General features: G+C 66.7%; 18 protein-coding genes. 6 read left to right on the top strand and 12 right to left on the bottom strand.

The genetic code is table 11. The annotated features are described in order from the left end of the window. Both JWM94_RS02605 and JWM94_RS02600 read left to right on the top strand, forming a co-directional pair. On the top strand, positions 1–387 hold a 387-nt coding region (locus tag JWM94_RS02605; protein WP_299421129.1), incomplete at its 5' end, for an isoaspartyl peptidase/L-asparaginase. Positions 388–420: 33 nt separating this feature from the next. Further along, the gene (locus JWM94_RS02600; protein WP_299421124.1) at positions 421–1,281 is read left to right on the top strand and encodes a S1/P1 nuclease; all 861 of its coding nucleotides are present in this window, start codon (positions 421–423) and stop codon (positions 1,279–1,281) included. A gap of 28 nt (positions 1,282–1,309) precedes the next feature. Here JWM94_RS02600 and JWM94_RS02595 read toward each other — a convergent pair whose 3' ends face one another. The 9 genes from JWM94_RS02595 to ybgC form a co-directional block, all read right to left on the bottom strand. Then, on the bottom strand, positions 1,310–1,555 hold the full coding sequence (locus JWM94_RS02595; RefSeq protein ID WP_299421120.1) for a hypothetical protein: 246 nt from the start codon (positions 1,553–1,555) through the stop codon (positions 1,310–1,312). Then, positions 1,548–1,757 carry a toxin-antitoxin system HicB family antitoxin gene (locus JWM94_RS02590; RefSeq protein WP_299421117.1) on the bottom strand — a complete coding sequence of 70 codons (210 nt, stop codon included), beginning with the start codon at positions 1,755–1,757 and terminating at the stop codon, positions 1,548–1,550. The genes JWM94_RS02595 and JWM94_RS02590 overlap by 8 nt, the downstream gene beginning before the upstream one ends. Positions 1,758–1,768: 11 nt before the next feature. Beyond that, the gene (locus JWM94_RS02585; RefSeq protein WP_299421113.1) at positions 1,769–2,683 is read right to left on the bottom strand and encodes an SPFH domain-containing protein; all 915 of its coding nucleotides are present in this window, start codon (positions 2,681–2,683) and stop codon (positions 1,769–1,771) included. 167 nt (positions 2,684–2,850) lie between these two features. Next, a complete protein-coding gene (gene pal / locus JWM94_RS02580) occupies positions 2,851–3,363 on the bottom strand; it encodes a peptidoglycan-associated lipoprotein Pal (protein WP_299421108.1) in 513 nt (170 codons plus the stop codon). Positions 3,364–3,395: 32 nt separating this feature from the next. After that, positions 3,396–4,757, bottom strand: a complete 1,362-nt coding sequence (tolB, locus tag JWM94_RS02575) for a Tol-Pal system beta propeller repeat protein TolB (protein ID WP_299421137.1) — start codon at positions 4,755–4,757, stop codon at positions 3,396–3,398. A gap of 12 nt (positions 4,758–4,769) precedes the next feature. Further along, a complete protein-coding gene (locus tag JWM94_RS02570) occupies positions 4,770–5,696 on the bottom strand; it encodes a cell envelope biogenesis protein TolA (protein WP_299421105.1) in 927 nt (308 codons plus the stop codon). Then, complete coding sequence (tolR, locus tag JWM94_RS02565) at positions 5,693–6,133, bottom strand: protein TolR (protein WP_299421101.1); 441 nt, start codon at positions 6,131–6,133, stop codon at positions 5,693–5,695. The genes JWM94_RS02570 and tolR overlap by 4 nt, the downstream gene beginning before the upstream one ends. A gap of 1 nt (position 6,134) precedes the next feature. Next, positions 6,135–6,827, bottom strand: a complete 693-nt coding sequence (gene tolQ / locus JWM94_RS02560; RefSeq protein ID WP_299421097.1) for a protein TolQ — start codon at positions 6,825–6,827, stop codon at positions 6,135–6,137. A 7-nt stretch (positions 6,828–6,834) separates the two neighbouring features. Next, on the bottom strand, positions 6,835–7,293 hold the full coding sequence (ybgC, locus tag JWM94_RS02555) for a tol-pal system-associated acyl-CoA thioesterase (RefSeq protein WP_299421093.1): 459 nt from the start codon (positions 7,291–7,293) through the stop codon (positions 6,835–6,837). Between the two features lie 118 nt (positions 7,294–7,411). Here ybgC and JWM94_RS02550 point away from each other — a divergent pair, with 118 nt between their 5' ends. Genes JWM94_RS02550 through JWM94_RS02535 form a run of 4 tightly spaced genes read left to right on the top strand, consistent with a single transcriptional unit; the run spans position 7,412 to position 10,244 of the window. Further along, positions 7,412–7,858, top strand: a complete 447-nt coding sequence (locus JWM94_RS02550; RefSeq protein WP_299421090.1) for a hypothetical protein — start codon at positions 7,412–7,414, stop codon at positions 7,856–7,858. Beyond that, positions 7,851–8,060: a helix-turn-helix transcriptional regulator gene (locus tag JWM94_RS02545; RefSeq protein ID WP_299421087.1), complete on the top strand. Its 210-nt coding sequence runs from the start codon at positions 7,851–7,853 to the stop codon at positions 8,058–8,060. Before JWM94_RS02550 ends, JWM94_RS02545 begins: the two co-directional genes overlap by 8 nt. A gap of 22 nt (positions 8,061–8,082) precedes the next feature. Further along, complete coding sequence (locus JWM94_RS02540) at positions 8,083–8,814, top strand: ABC transporter ATP-binding protein (RefSeq protein ID WP_299421085.1); 732 nt, start codon at positions 8,083–8,085, stop codon at positions 8,812–8,814. After that, positions 8,814–10,244 carry a hypothetical protein gene (locus JWM94_RS02535; RefSeq protein WP_299421082.1) on the top strand — a complete coding sequence of 477 codons (1,431 nt, stop codon included), beginning with the start codon at positions 8,814–8,816 and terminating at the stop codon, positions 10,242–10,244. The genes JWM94_RS02540 and JWM94_RS02535 overlap by 1 nt, the downstream gene beginning before the upstream one ends. On the opposite strand, the gene ruvB is transcribed toward JWM94_RS02535, so the two are convergent. From ruvB to JWM94_RS02520, 3 genes are read right to left on the bottom strand one after another with little or no spacing between them, the layout of a single operon-like run. Beyond that, on the bottom strand, positions 10,226–11,263 hold the full coding sequence (ruvB, locus tag JWM94_RS02530; protein WP_299421080.1) for a Holliday junction branch migration DNA helicase RuvB: 1,038 nt from the start codon (positions 11,261–11,263) through the stop codon (positions 10,226–10,228). The genes JWM94_RS02535 and ruvB overlap by 19 nt on opposite strands. Beyond that, positions 11,260–11,760, bottom strand: coding sequence for a hypothetical protein (locus JWM94_RS02525; RefSeq protein ID WP_299421078.1), 501 nt, complete (start codon positions 11,758–11,760; stop codon positions 11,260–11,262). Before JWM94_RS02525 ends, ruvB begins: the two co-directional genes overlap by 4 nt. Continuing rightward, positions 11,757–12,314, bottom strand: coding sequence for a DUF4337 domain-containing protein (locus tag JWM94_RS02520; RefSeq protein ID WP_299421075.1), 558 nt, complete (start codon positions 12,312–12,314; stop codon positions 11,757–11,759). The genes JWM94_RS02525 and JWM94_RS02520 overlap by 4 nt, the downstream gene beginning before the upstream one ends. Positions 12,315–12,321 lie beyond the last annotated feature (7 nt).

Genomic DNA, 12,321 nt, shown 5'->3' with positions numbered 1-12,321 from the left:
AGGCGCGGCCATGTCGCCGCGGCGACCTCGACGGGCGGCGTCACCGGCAAGCGCTGGGGCCGGATTGGCGATTCGCCGCTGATTGGGGCTGGCACTTATGCCGACGACCGGGGTGCGGCGGTGTCGTGCACCGGCGCAGGCGAGTTCTTCATCCGCGAAACCGTTGCGTTCCAGATTAACGCCCGCGTCCGGTTTCTCGGCGAAAGACTGCAGGTTGCGGCCGACGAGGTGATGAGCGAGGTCAAGGCGCTCGGCGGCACCGGCGGGGTGATCGTGACCGATGCGCGCGGCGACGCGGCGTGGAGCTTCACCACCGCGAGTCTCTATCGCGGCCGTGCAGGGTCGGCCGGCGCTCGCATCGTGGCGTTGTACGACGACGAGGATTGAGCGCCGCGCGATGCAGGCGTAGGCGCTGACGCCATGAAGCGCCTCCTCCCCTTCTTCGCCGCGCTGAGCGCACTCCTGATCGCCACGCCCGCCGGCGCCTATTGGGAGTATGGCCACCAGACCATCGCCGAGATCGCCTGGGCCAACATCAAGCCCGCGACCCGCGCTCGCATCCTCGTGTTGTTGCGCCAACAGAAATTGCTCGGCACCCCCGAATGCAAGGCCGGGACGATCGACGACGCGGCGGTGTGGGCGGATTGCATCAAGGGGATCAAGAACCCCGACGGCAGGCAGAAGTTCGGCGAGACCAACGCCTGGCACTATCAGGACGTCAATATCTGCCAGCCGTTCGACCTGATCGAAGCGTGCAAGGGCGACAATTGCGTGTCGGCGCAGATCGTCCGCGACGCCAAATTGCTCAGGGACCGCCGGGCGCCGACCGCCGACCGCGTTCGTGCGCTGGTGTTCCTGATCCACTTCGTCGGCGACCTGCACCAGCCGCTCCACGCCGGCGAAAAGGGCGACAAGGGCGGCAACGACGTCAAGGCCGATTACGGGACGTTCACCGCGAGCCGGCTCAATTTGCATTCGATCTGGGACGGGTATCTGGCGGAGCGCGCGATCTCGACCGGGCCGAGCCTCGTGCGGCGCTACCCGTTAGCCGTACGTCGCGCGGTAGCAGCGGGCGATGTCGTCGACTGGAGTCGCGAAAGCTGGCAGGTCGCGCGTGACGTGACCTATGCAACAGCGATCGGCGGCGATCCGTGCGGGCCGACCCCAACCCGCGTCAAACTCGACAACGCGACGATCGAGCGGCTGGTGCCAACCGTGCGGCTTGAGGTCAAACGCGGCGGGCTCAGGTTGGCGAAAATACTCGATGGAGCGCTGGGTTGAGCCCAAACTTCACGGGGTATCGAAGCGCTTATTCCTTCCCGCCCCAGCGCCATTGCCAGCCCCCGCGCGTATGCTGCGCGCAGATGATCGTCAGCGTCAGCGTCGCGAGCGCGATGATCGTGGCCCACAGCGCCCAGTGCCGTGGAAGCAAGGTAATACCCGCCGCCGTCAACACGGCGATATAGCCGATCAGCACCGCCCATCCCTGCCAAGCGATCGGCAAGCTCGAGCCATAGCCGAAGCGTTTCGGCGCGAACCAGTCTCCATCACTCATCGTCTTTCTCCTTTGCCGGCCGCCCGCGCTTGGCGCGGACCGGTTCCGCCAGTTTCACCCCGCGCCGCCCCAACGCCTCGCGCAACAGGCATTCAACCTGGGCGTTGACGCTCCTGAGGTCGCTCGCCGCCGCGCGCTCGATCGCCGCGTACAGCGCGGGGTCGAGGCGCAACGGGAACGCCTTTTTGGGGGGAGCGGCCATCGGTTACGCGCTTATTGATACAGCGAGCCGGCGTTGACGATCGGCTGCGTGTCGCGTTCGCCGCACAGCACGACCATCAGGTTGCTGACCATCGCCGCGCGGCGCTCGTCGTCGAGCTCGACGACGTTCTTCGCCGACAATTGCTCGAGCGCCATCTGGACCATGCCTACCGCGCCCTCGACCAAAGTCTGGCGCGCTGCGACCACCGCCTGCGCTTGCTGGCGCCGCAGCATCGCCCCGGCGATTTCCTGCGCATAAGCGAGGTGCGTGAAGCCGCATTCGTCGACGGTGATTCCCGCCATCGTCAGCCGGTTAATCAGTTCCTGCCGCAGCTCGACACCAACCTGGTCGTGGTTGCCGCGCAGCGTGACTTCCTGATGCTCGAAATCGTCGTACGGATAACGCGAGCCGATCGTGCGGACGGCGGCCTCGATCTGGACCATCACGAACGCCTTGTAATCGTCGACGTCGAACAGCGCCTGCGCGGTGTCGGTGACGCGCCACACGACTTGCGCCGCGATCTCGATCGGGTTGCCGCGCAGGTCGTTGACCTTGATCTTGTCCGAAATGATGTTGTTCGCGCGCGCCGAGACCTTTTTCTTGCCGTACCACGGCACGACCCAGCGCAATCCGGTCGAGCGGTCGGTGCCCTTGTAGCTGCCGAACAGGGTGATCGCGACCGCCTGGTTGGGCTGGAGCATGTAGAAGCCCGGCATGACGAATGCGAAGGTCAGCGCGCCGAACAGCAGCAGCGGCACGCCGACCGCGGCATCGGCGTCGATCTGAGTCGCGCCGAAGATCGCCACGACGATCGCGATCAGCATGACGAGCAGCATCAGATAGCCGCTCGATGTCGATGCTGGCCGCTCGTGCGACAGGTTGAGCGCGGTATTCCTGGTGATGGTGTCCGAAGCGATGCTGGCCATGGGGCCCTCCCGTTATTGTGATATCACATTTATATCGGGATTGAGCGAGTCGCAAGCGGAATCTCCCCTCCCGCTTGCGGGAGGGGTCGGGGGAGGGCCTGTCATAACGCTGCGGGGAGAAACACGCCCTCCCCTTGCCCCTCCCGCAAGCGGGAGGGGAATGACGCTTACTGCAGCACGATCGTCACCGCGCGGCGGTTCTGCGCCCAGCTTGCCTCGTCACTTCCCAGTGCGATCGGACGTTCCTTGCCGTAGCTGATCGTCGTGATCCGCGCCGGGTTGATGCCCTTGGCAGCGAGATAGTTCTTCGCGGCATTCGCGCGCCGGTCTCCGAGCGCTAGGTTGTATTCGCGCGTACCGCGTTCGTCGGCATGCCCCTCGATCGTGATGCGGCGGTCGGGCCATTTGGTCAGCCACACCGCCTGCGTATCGAGGATCGAGCGCGAGGTCGCGTCGATATCGTACATGTCGAGCGCGAAGTGGATCGTGTCGCTCATCACCGAGCGCTGGAAGTCCTGCGCGCTGCCCGGGATGACGGTGTTGCCGCCGTTCGCGCCGCTGGTGTCGGTCACCGGGTTATCGCCGGCGGAGGGTGGCAGCACCTTTGGCCGCTTCGATGCGCAGCCCGCGATCGCGACGAGCGCAGCGAGCAGGATCAGCTTGGTGGTGGCACGGGCCATTGTCGGTACTCCTTCTTTGGCGTGATAAACGATCAATCGGTGCGAATGGGGCCCCAGCTCGGGTCCGATCCGTCGAATGGGGTGGGCAAGCGGCGTTCGTTGACGCCGGTCAGGTCGACCGACCACAGATCGGCGACCCCCGATCCGCCCTCGGTCGAGCGGAAGAACATGATCACGCGGCCGTTGGGCGCCCAGCTCGGCGCCTCATCCTGCCAGCCGTCGGTCAGCATCTTCTCGCCGCCGCCCGACGGCGACATGATCCCGACATGGAACCCGCCGCCCATTTTGGTGAAGGCGATCAAATCGCCGCGCGGGCTCCACGCCGGGGTGGCGTAGCGTCCGTTGCCGAAGCTGATGCGTTGCTGGTTCGATCCGTCGGCATTCATCACGTAAAGCTGTTGCGCCCCCGAGCGATCGCTCTCGAACACGATGCGATTGCCGTCGGGCGAATAGCTGCCGCCGGTGTCGATCCCGGGCGATGTGGTCAGCCGCTGCCACTGCCCCCCGCCCGACGGGATGCGGTAAAGGTCGGTATTGCCGCCTTGCGCCATCGAGAAAAGGATCCACTGGCCGTTGGGCGAAAAGCGCGGCGCGAACGCCAGGCTGACGTCGGTGACGAGCTTGGTCTGGCGGCCGCTGGCGATGTCGTAGACGTAGATCGTCGGCTTCTTGTCGAGGTACGACAGATACGCGATCCGGCGCTGGTCGCGCGACAAGGTCGGGGTCAGCACAATCGTCTGGCCGTTGGTCAGGAAGCGGCCGTTAAACCCGTCCTGATCCATCAAAGCGAGCCGCTTGATCCGTTTGCCCTTGGGCCCCGTCTCCGAAACATAGACAACGCGGCTGTCGAAATAGGGCCCCTCGCCGGTCAGCCGCGTATAGACCATGTCGGCGCATTTGTGCGCGGCGCGGCGCCATTCGCCGAACGGGACGATATAGCCTTGCCGCGACAATTCGCGCTGCTGCGCGGTGTCGTAGAGGTAGCAGCCGACGGTCAGCGTGCCGTTGCCGTTCGCGCGGACGTAGCCCTGGACCAACGCGGTCGCGCCGGTGGCGCTCCAGCTGCCGTAGTTGGGCGAGGTCGCCTCGGCGAACGGGACGTTCAGGAGCTGGCCGGCAGGAAGCGGCTTGAACAGCCCCGAATTCTTGAGGTCGCCGGTGATGACATCGGCGAGCTGACGGCCGAGCTGGTCGGTCGGGCCGGCCGGCGTGGAGACGACATCCGAAGTCGGCATCGGCGGAATGGCGATCCCCATCGGCGCGGAGATGCCGCCGATCACGTCAACGATCGGTTCCTCGGTTTGCGGCGCCGTTGGCGGCGACGCAACTTGCGCGGCGGCAGGAGAACCCACGGCCAGCAGGCCGATGACGGCGATTGAAAGCAGATTACGCATCATCATCATATCTTATCCTGGTAGCCTGAAACCCAGCGGCACGCTGCGCCAACCGCCCGGAACGTCGTAAAGGTCGGCCGGCAAACCGCGGATCGGCAGACATGCCCTGTCGCTGAATGTCGCGAGGGCGCTTCGCCGCACGAGGTCCGCGTAACGCTCGGTATCATCGTTAAGGCCCTCGATCCGGACGATCTGCGGCGGAGCGGACAAATTGCCGTCACGTGCAAAACTGAGGCGCACGATGACCCGGACTCGGTCGATCCCCGGCGTTGGCGGCAGTTTGTGGTTGAGCGCACACGGCTGGATTTGCTCGGCGATCTTGCCGTTGATGCTGGCTCTTGCCGCCCCGGTCATCGTCGCTTGCGGCGTGATCGATTTCGAGTTGTTCGGAATCGTGCCAAGTCCGCTCATCACCCCGCCCAGCGCAGGACCGCGTGGGCGATTGGCGGTCGCGCCGGGTGTGACGCCGCTGCCTCGGCCAACGATCTTCGCGAGCGCCGACGACGGTGCGGGCCGCGCGGGTGCCTTGGCGGCTTGCGGCGCGGGCGGGGCGATCTTCTTAGGCTGCGGCTTGGCGATTTCGGCGGGCTTAGGTGGCGGCGCGGCGGCGGGTTGCGGCTTGGGCGGCGCGGGCTCGGCCGCCTCGGGCGCGGGTGCGGCAGGCGCGGCATCCTCGGGCTTGCCGAGATCGGGCGCCTGGCTTTGCGCGGGCGGAGTCAGGCTCTGCGGCGCGGCTGCCTGCAGCCCGACATCGTCGGCGATCGTCACGTCCATCGGCGCGGGCGGCGGCGGTGGCGCGCGCGGCACGAGCAGCACCATCGACAGGCCGGCGAACACGACGATGTGCAGCACCGCCGACACCGCGAATTCGATTCCGCGATCCTGCTTCACGGATTGCCGCCCGGGGGGCATCATCGGTGAGGCGGCGATTGCGGTCACCGCTCGACCTTGACGTTCGACACCAGCGACACGCGGTTGAGCCCGGCGCGATTGAGGTCGCCCATCACCGCCATCACGCGCCCGTAATCGAGACCCTTGTCGGCGCGCAGCAGCATTTGCGGCGGCTTGCCGTCGGTATCGCGCTTCGCGGCGATTGCCGCGAGTGCGTCGGGCAACGCATCCTCGGCGACCTGCTTGTCGTCGAGGTAGATCGTGCCGTCGCGTTCGATCGAGATCGCCACCGGCTTCTTGTCCTGCTCCAGCGCCTTGGCGCGGCTGTCGGGCAGATTGACCGGTACGCCCGCCGTCATCAGCGGGGCGGTGACCATGAAGATGATCAACAGCACCAGCATCACGTCGACCAACGGCGTGACGTTGATGTCCGCCATCGGGGCGCGCCGGCCCTTGCCGCGGGCGGAGGGGAGCGACATCGCCACTTTAGCGCTTCGCCTCGAGCTGGCGGCTCAAGGTGGCGTGGAAGCCATCGGCGAAGCGGTTGAGCCGCGCCTCGATCTTGTTCACCGCATGGCTGAAGCGGTTGTACGCGATCACCGCGGGGATCGCCGCGAACAGGCCGATCGCGGTCGCGAACAAAGCCTCGGCGATGCCGGGGCCGACCGTCACCAGCGAGGTGTTCTGCTGCGCGGCGATCGCGGTAAACGTGGTCATGATGCCCCACACCGTGCCGAACAGCCCCACGAACGGCGCGACCGACCCGACCGTCGCCAGGATGTTGAGCCGGTCGGCGAGCTTGTCGGTCTCGTTCGCTACCGCCGATCCCATCGCCGTCGCCAGCCGTTCGCGCACGCCGTCGCGGTCGACGATCCCGCCCGCGGTCGATCGGCGCCATTCGGTGACGCCGGCGGCGAACACCTTGGCGACGGGCAGCTCGCTGTCGCCCTCGCGCTTGTAGAAGGCGTCGATATCGTCGGCCTTCCAGAAATCGCTTTCGAACTTGCTGATTTGCTTGCGCGTCGCGGACAGTTTCCCCGCCGATCCGATGATGATCGCCCAGGTCCAGATGCTCGCGATCAGCAAGCCAGCCATCACGATCTGCACCACAATATCGGCGTGGAGCAGCAACGCCAGCGGCGAAGTCGAGTTCGGCGAAAGGTCGAAACTCCAGTGCATTACGGTCTTATTCCCCTGTCCAGATCAGTTTCTCATACGCCGCCGCCCATTCGGCGGGCTGCCGCTTCGGCCGCCCGTCGGGCGCGACCAGCGCCGCCGTCACGTCCGCCTCGGTGAGTGTTTCGTCACCGCGCATGACTCGCTGATGAATGGCGACCGCCGCGGCACGCAACCGGGTGAGCCGCGACACCACGACGAGCGCATCGTCGAGCTTGGCCGGACGGTGATATTTGATGCTGAGGTCGGCGACCGCGTACGCGCCCCCGCCCGCCTCCATCACGCCGCGCTGATCGACCCCGACCAGCCGCAGCATGTCCGACCGCGCGCGCTCCATGAAGCGCAGGTAATTGGCGTGATAGACCACCCCCGATAGATCGGTGTCCTCGAAATAGACGCGCACCGGGAATCGATGCTCGCGTCCGTCGAAGCGTCCTTCGACGGGCTGATCGGTGACGGCGGCGGTCATGGTTAAGGCTCTAGCGGGCCGGACTCGCGAGGCAAACCCATTTGGTCGCGCATTTTGCCCCTTGCGCCGGTGTAACCTGTGGGTTACATGTAACCTGTAAGTTACAAAGGGGACGATGATGACCGATACAGAAACCGCTGACCAGCTGGTGCGGCGCCGCGCGCGGATGATGCCGACGATGGCCGCGATCTTCGTGGCGCAGCAGGCGATCTATTTCAGCGGCCCGCGGATGGACGACGGAAGGCGGCTGGTGAATTACATCGCGATCAGCGGATGGCTGATGATGTCGACGGTGCTGCTCGTCTTGCTCACGACCGGCGGCAGCTTGTTCCAAAGCGCGGCAGTTCGGGCCTTGGCCAACGACGAAAGCACCCGCGCCAATCGTGCCGCGGGACTCAGCGTCGGCTTCCTCGCAACGATGGTGAGCGCGATCGGACTGTATGTCCTGTCGCTGTTCGAACAGCTCAGCGCGCGCGAGACGATCCATACGCTGATGACGATCGGCATCGCCGCCGCATTGCTGCGCTTCGGCCTGCTCGAACGCCGCGCGCTCAAGGATGGCTGAGGGCCTGACCAACATCTTGCGCGACGAACGCGCGCGGCTCGGCTGGACGCAGGCCGAACTGGCCGAGCGCGTCGGGGTCAGCCGCAAGACGATCAACACGGTCGAAAACGGCGTGTTCGTACCCTCGACGATCCTGGCGCTCAAGCTGGCCGCGGCGATCGGCAAGCCGGTCGAGCAGTTGTTCGCACTGGACGAGGCGTAATGGTCAGCTAGAACACCGCCGCATGACCCCTGCCCTCAAGATTCGCGGCCTTTCCAAGGCGTTCGACAAACCCGTCATCACCGGACTCGATCTAGAGATCGCCGCCGGCCAGCTTTACGCGCTGCTCGGCCCCAACGGCGCGGGCAAGACCACGACACTTCGCATGGCGGTCGGGCTGACCCGGCCCGACGCGGGCAGCATCGAGATTTTCGGCGTCGATGCGCGCGCCGATCCGCTCGCCGCCAAGGCGATCACCGCGTGGCTGCCCGACGAGCCGATGCTGTACGACAAGCTCAGCCCGCTCGAATATCTCGCCTTCGTCGCCGGGCTGTGGCGGATGGACCCGCACGTCGCGGCGGAGGAAGCCGAGCGGCTGCTCCACTGGCTCGATCTGTGGGACGAGCGCGACACGCGCTGCGAAGGCTTTTCGCGCGGCATGAAACAGAAGGTCGCGCTGGCCGCCGCACTGATCCACGATCCCAAGCTCCTGATCCTTGACGAGCCGCTGACCGGGCTCGACGCGGCGATGGCGCGCGCGGTCAAGGACGCGCTCGCCGAGCAAGTCGCGCGCGGCAAGACGGTGATCGTCACCACGCACATACTGGAGGTCGCCGAGCGAATGGCCGACCGGATCGGCATCATCGGCGGTGGCAAGTTGCTGGCGGAGGGAACGCTCGACGAACTGCGCGACCGCGCGGGGACCGAGGGGATGACGCTGGAAGACACTTTCATCCGCCTGACGAGCGGCGGTTGATGGCGGCGCTCGCGCCCGGATCGTTCGCCTGGCTGGCGCGGCACGAGCTGCGGCTGGCGTGGCGCGGCCGCAGCAAGGGATGGGCGGCGTGGCTCGGGCTGGCGCTCGGCGGGCTGTGGCTTGCGGGCGGGTGTTTCATCGCCTGGGGGCTGATGGACGTGCCGATTCCGTTCACCGCCTGGGTCGGGACCGGTGTGCTCGCCGCTGTCGTCGTAATGCTGTCGTTCATGACGACGCAGGCGATCCTGGGCAGCCAGCAGACCTTGTACGAGCGCCGCGACCTCGACCTGATGTTCACCGCGCCGATCGACGGGCGGACGGTGCTGCTCGCCAAGCTGGTCGGGATCGCCGGGGCGATCGTGACCGTCTATGCGCTGCTGATCCTGCCCTTGGCGGTACCCGTTGCGGTGCTGGGGCATCCCGGGCTGCTCGGCGTAGCGGGCGTGCTGGCGGCGCTGGCGATGACGGCGTCGGCGGTTGGCATCGCGATCACGTTGGTGTTGGCGAAGCTTGCCGGACCGCGCGCCGCACGGACCGTCGGGCAAGTTTCCGCCGCGATGCTGGGCGGCGCGATCTTCCTGATCTCCCAGCTGAACCGTGGGCAGCATGGCCGCGAATCGTCGATCGAGCGGACCTTCCGCGAATTCCATGAACGCGGGTTGGGCTATATCGGGTGGAGCGGCATCCCAGGCCACGCCGCGTTCGGCGATGTGCTGTCGCTCACGGTCATGCTGGTCGTGGGCATCGGGCTCTTCGCGGGCGCCGGGCTGGTGCTGCGGCGGCTGTTCCTGAGCGGGTATCAGGATGCGACGATGACGCTGTCGCGCTCGAAACCGACGGGCAAGGCGACCGCGCGGCTGTTCCACGCCGGGCTGTTCCGGTCGGTGCTGGCGAAGGAATGGCGGCTGCTCGCGCGCGATCCCGCGCTCCTATTTCAGATGGTGTTGCGGCTGGTCTATATGGCGCCGATCGTGCTGGGCGCGATGCAGGGCGGCGGCAAGCTGTTCGCGCCGAGCCTCGCCTTCGCGAGCGTGCTGGTCGCGACTCAGTTGGCGGGCAGCCTCGCCTGGCTGACCGTATCGGCCGAGGACGCGCCCGACCTGATCACCGTCGCGCCGGTCCACAAGGAATCAGTCGATACCGCCAAGCTGACCGCGGCCTTGCTGATGGCAGCACCGTTCGCGGTGATCATTCCGGCGATCCTGGCGACGGTGGCACACCGGCCGTTGGGCGCGCTGGTGACGATGGTGCTGACCGCGATCGGCGGCGCGCTGGCGGGGTTCATCGAGCTCAAGCTGGGCAAGCCGGGCCAGCGCGCCGCCTTCGCCAAGCGCCGCCAAGGCGGTTTCGTGTCGGGGATCGTGGGGATCCTGGTCGCGTTCCTGTTCGGCGGAACCGCGGGGTTGGCGGTCTATTTGATCGGGGGCTGATCGAACAACCCGTCCTGCACATCCTTGGGCGGATTGAGCCCGAGATGCTTCCAGCCGCCCGCGTTGAGACAGCGTCCGCGCGCGGTGCGGGCGACTAGGCCGAGCTGGATCAGATACGGCTCGATCACCTCCTCGATCGTGTCGCGCGGCTCGCTCAAGCCCGCCGCGAGCGTCTCCACACCGACCGGGCCGCCGCGATAGATATCGGCGATCATCGTCAGATAGCGCCGGTCCATCGCGTCGAGCCCAAGCTTGTCGACCTCGAGCCGAGTCAGCGCGGCGTCGGCCGCCGCAGCATCGACCGTTTCGTGCCCGGCGGCATGCGCGAAGTCGCGCACCCGGCGCAGCAGCCGCCCGGCGATACGCGGCGTGCCGCGCGCGCGCCGCGCAATCTCCTGTGCGCCGTCGGGGGCGACGTGGAGGTCAAGCAGGCTGGCGGCGCGGGTGACGACGCGCTGGAGCTCGTCGACGGTGTAGAAATTGAGCCGCACAGGGATGCCGAAGCGATCGCGCAACGGGGTCGTCAGCAACCCCTGCCGCGTCGTCGCGCCGACCAAAGTGAAGCGCGGCAAGTCGATCCGCACCGAGCGCGCCGACGGCCCCTCGCCGATCATCAGATCGAGCGCGCGGTCCTCCATCGCCGGGTAGAGGATTTCCTCGACCGCGGGCGCGAGCCGGTGGATCTCGTCGATGAACAGCACGTCGCCATCCTCGAGATTGGTCAGCAACGCGGCGAGGTCGCCCGACTTGGCGATGACCGGCCCGGATGTCGCGCGGAACCCCACCCCCATCTCGCGCGCGACGATCTGCGCGAGCGTTGTCTTGCCGAGCCCCGGCGGCCCGAAGAACAGCACATGGTCGAGCGCCTCGCCGCGCGCCTTGGCCGCCGCGATGAACACACGGAGGTTTTCGCGCGCCGCCTTCTGCCCGACGAACTCGTCGAGCGTCTTGGGGCGCAGCGCGGCATCGACGTCGTCGGGCTTGCGCAGCGGCGCGAGGAGGCGGTCGTCGTCGGTCATTTCTTTTCTGGTGCTGGCAGATAGGCGGGATCAACAACGTAGGATTCCCAAGGGCTGCCACGTCGCCTGATGGGATATTGGGTTGGCAACCAGCGCGCTCTAAAAAAAACTGGCCCGTTCTTTATCCGCTCGTAATTGCCAAAAATGTAGGCCGGGCGTCCAACCAAACCTAAATTATATTCTTTGCAGTCTTGCGAATGCGTCTCGACCAGAACTCTAACCCGCGTCATGCCGCGCACGCCGTCGGCAGACTCAAGCAGCGCAACGTCCATGCCGCCGATATCTTTGGCATCGGCGGGCGCCTCGACCTTAAGCACGACGATTTCGGGAGGCACTTTGGCTGGCCTCGACGCAAAGAATACGCTCATGTGGCCAGCGGATTCCATACACGCCGACGCAGGTGATGCCTCCAGCACGCCAATTAGCGCGGCGCTGGCGATCCACAGCGGCCGAATGATGCGCCGCACGGGCGCTAGGAGGCGTTGGTCATCGGTCACCCGAGCAACCCGCTCAGCACCGCCGGATGGAACCCCCACCCGAAAAACCCGCACAGCCCCATGAACATCCCGAACGCGCCGAACACCCACGCCACCCCGAGCAGCCACCCGGCCTCGGCCAGCGCCGCCACCGCCGCGACCGAGATCGCGGTCGAGATCGCGGCGTCGCTGGCGTCGAACTGGTCGTCATGGACGTTGAGCGCGTCGTACGCGTCGGACTGCGCCTTGGCGTCCGCCGCCAGCTTCGGCGCCTCGGCGGCATATTTGGCGATGTCGCGGTCGTACCCGGCGAGCACCGGCGCGGCCTTGGCCGGGTCGGTGGCGAGCAGCGCGATCTCTGCGCGCGTCGCCTCGGCGATATGCTGTTTGGTGCGCGCGGCCTGATATTCGTTCCACGTGTCGACCGACGACGCCTGCGCCGCCTGCATCCCCTGGACGATATTGCCGTCCTTGATCCCGCACAGCCCCATGAACACCGACAGTACGACCACGGTGATCGCGACAAGGCGGTTGAGCCGCTTGTCCTTGGCCTCGGCGCTGACTTCGACTTCCATCTACCCG

It is taken from the genome of Sphingomonas bacterium, assembly GCF_028289855.1.
GTDB lineage: Bacteria > Pseudomonadota > Alphaproteobacteria > Sphingomonadales > Sphingomonadaceae > Sphingomonas.
This window is presented reverse-complemented; position numbering and strand designations above follow the sequence as displayed.

What these genes read in the sequence shown, in the direction of transcription:
- tolQ (WP_299421097.1), bottom strand. Translation starts at nt 6,827, where the DNA reads ATGCACTGGAGTTTCGACCTTTCGCCGAACTCGACTTCGCCGCTGGCG.
- JWM94_RS02535 (WP_299421082.1), top strand. Translation starts at nt 8,814, where the DNA reads ATGGCGGCGCTCGCGCCCGGATCGTTCGCCTGGCTGGCGCGGCACGAG.
- pal (WP_299421108.1), bottom strand. Translation starts at nt 3,363, where the DNA reads ATGGCCCGTGCCACCACCAAGCTGATCCTGCTCGCTGCGCTCGTCGCG.
- JWM94_RS02600 (WP_299421124.1), top strand. Translation starts at nt 421, where the DNA reads ATGAAGCGCCTCCTCCCCTTCTTCGCCGCGCTGAGCGCACTCCTGATC.
- tolB (WP_299421137.1), bottom strand. Translation starts at nt 4,757, where the DNA reads ATGCGTAATCTGCTTTCAATCGCCGTCATCGGCCTGCTGGCCGTGGGT.
- JWM94_RS02550 (WP_299421090.1), top strand. Translation starts at nt 7,412, where the DNA reads ATGACCGATACAGAAACCGCTGACCAGCTGGTGCGGCGCCGCGCGCGG.
- ruvB (WP_299421080.1), bottom strand. Translation starts at nt 11,263, where the DNA reads ATGACCGACGACGACCGCCTCCTCGCGCCGCTGCGCAAGCCCGACGAC.
- JWM94_RS02520 (WP_299421075.1), bottom strand. Translation starts at nt 12,314, where the DNA reads ATGGAAGTCGAAGTCAGCGCCGAGGCCAAGGACAAGCGGCTCAACCGC.
- JWM94_RS02545 (WP_299421087.1), top strand. Translation starts at nt 7,851, where the DNA reads ATGGCTGAGGGCCTGACCAACATCTTGCGCGACGAACGCGCGCGGCTC.
- JWM94_RS02585 (WP_299421113.1), bottom strand. Translation starts at nt 2,683, where the DNA reads ATGGCCAGCATCGCTTCGGACACCATCACCAGGAATACCGCGCTCAAC.
- JWM94_RS02540 (WP_299421085.1), top strand. Translation starts at nt 8,083, where the DNA reads ATGACCCCTGCCCTCAAGATTCGCGGCCTTTCCAAGGCGTTCGACAAA.
- ybgC (WP_299421093.1), bottom strand. Translation starts at nt 7,293, where the DNA reads ATGACCGCCGCCGTCACCGATCAGCCCGTCGAAGGACGCTTCGACGGA.
- JWM94_RS02590 (WP_299421117.1), bottom strand. Translation starts at nt 1,757, where the DNA reads ATGGCCGCTCCCCCCAAAAAGGCGTTCCCGTTGCGCCTCGACCCCGCG.
- JWM94_RS02595 (WP_299421120.1), bottom strand. Translation starts at nt 1,555, where the DNA reads ATGAGTGATGGAGACTGGTTCGCGCCGAAACGCTTCGGCTATGGCTCG.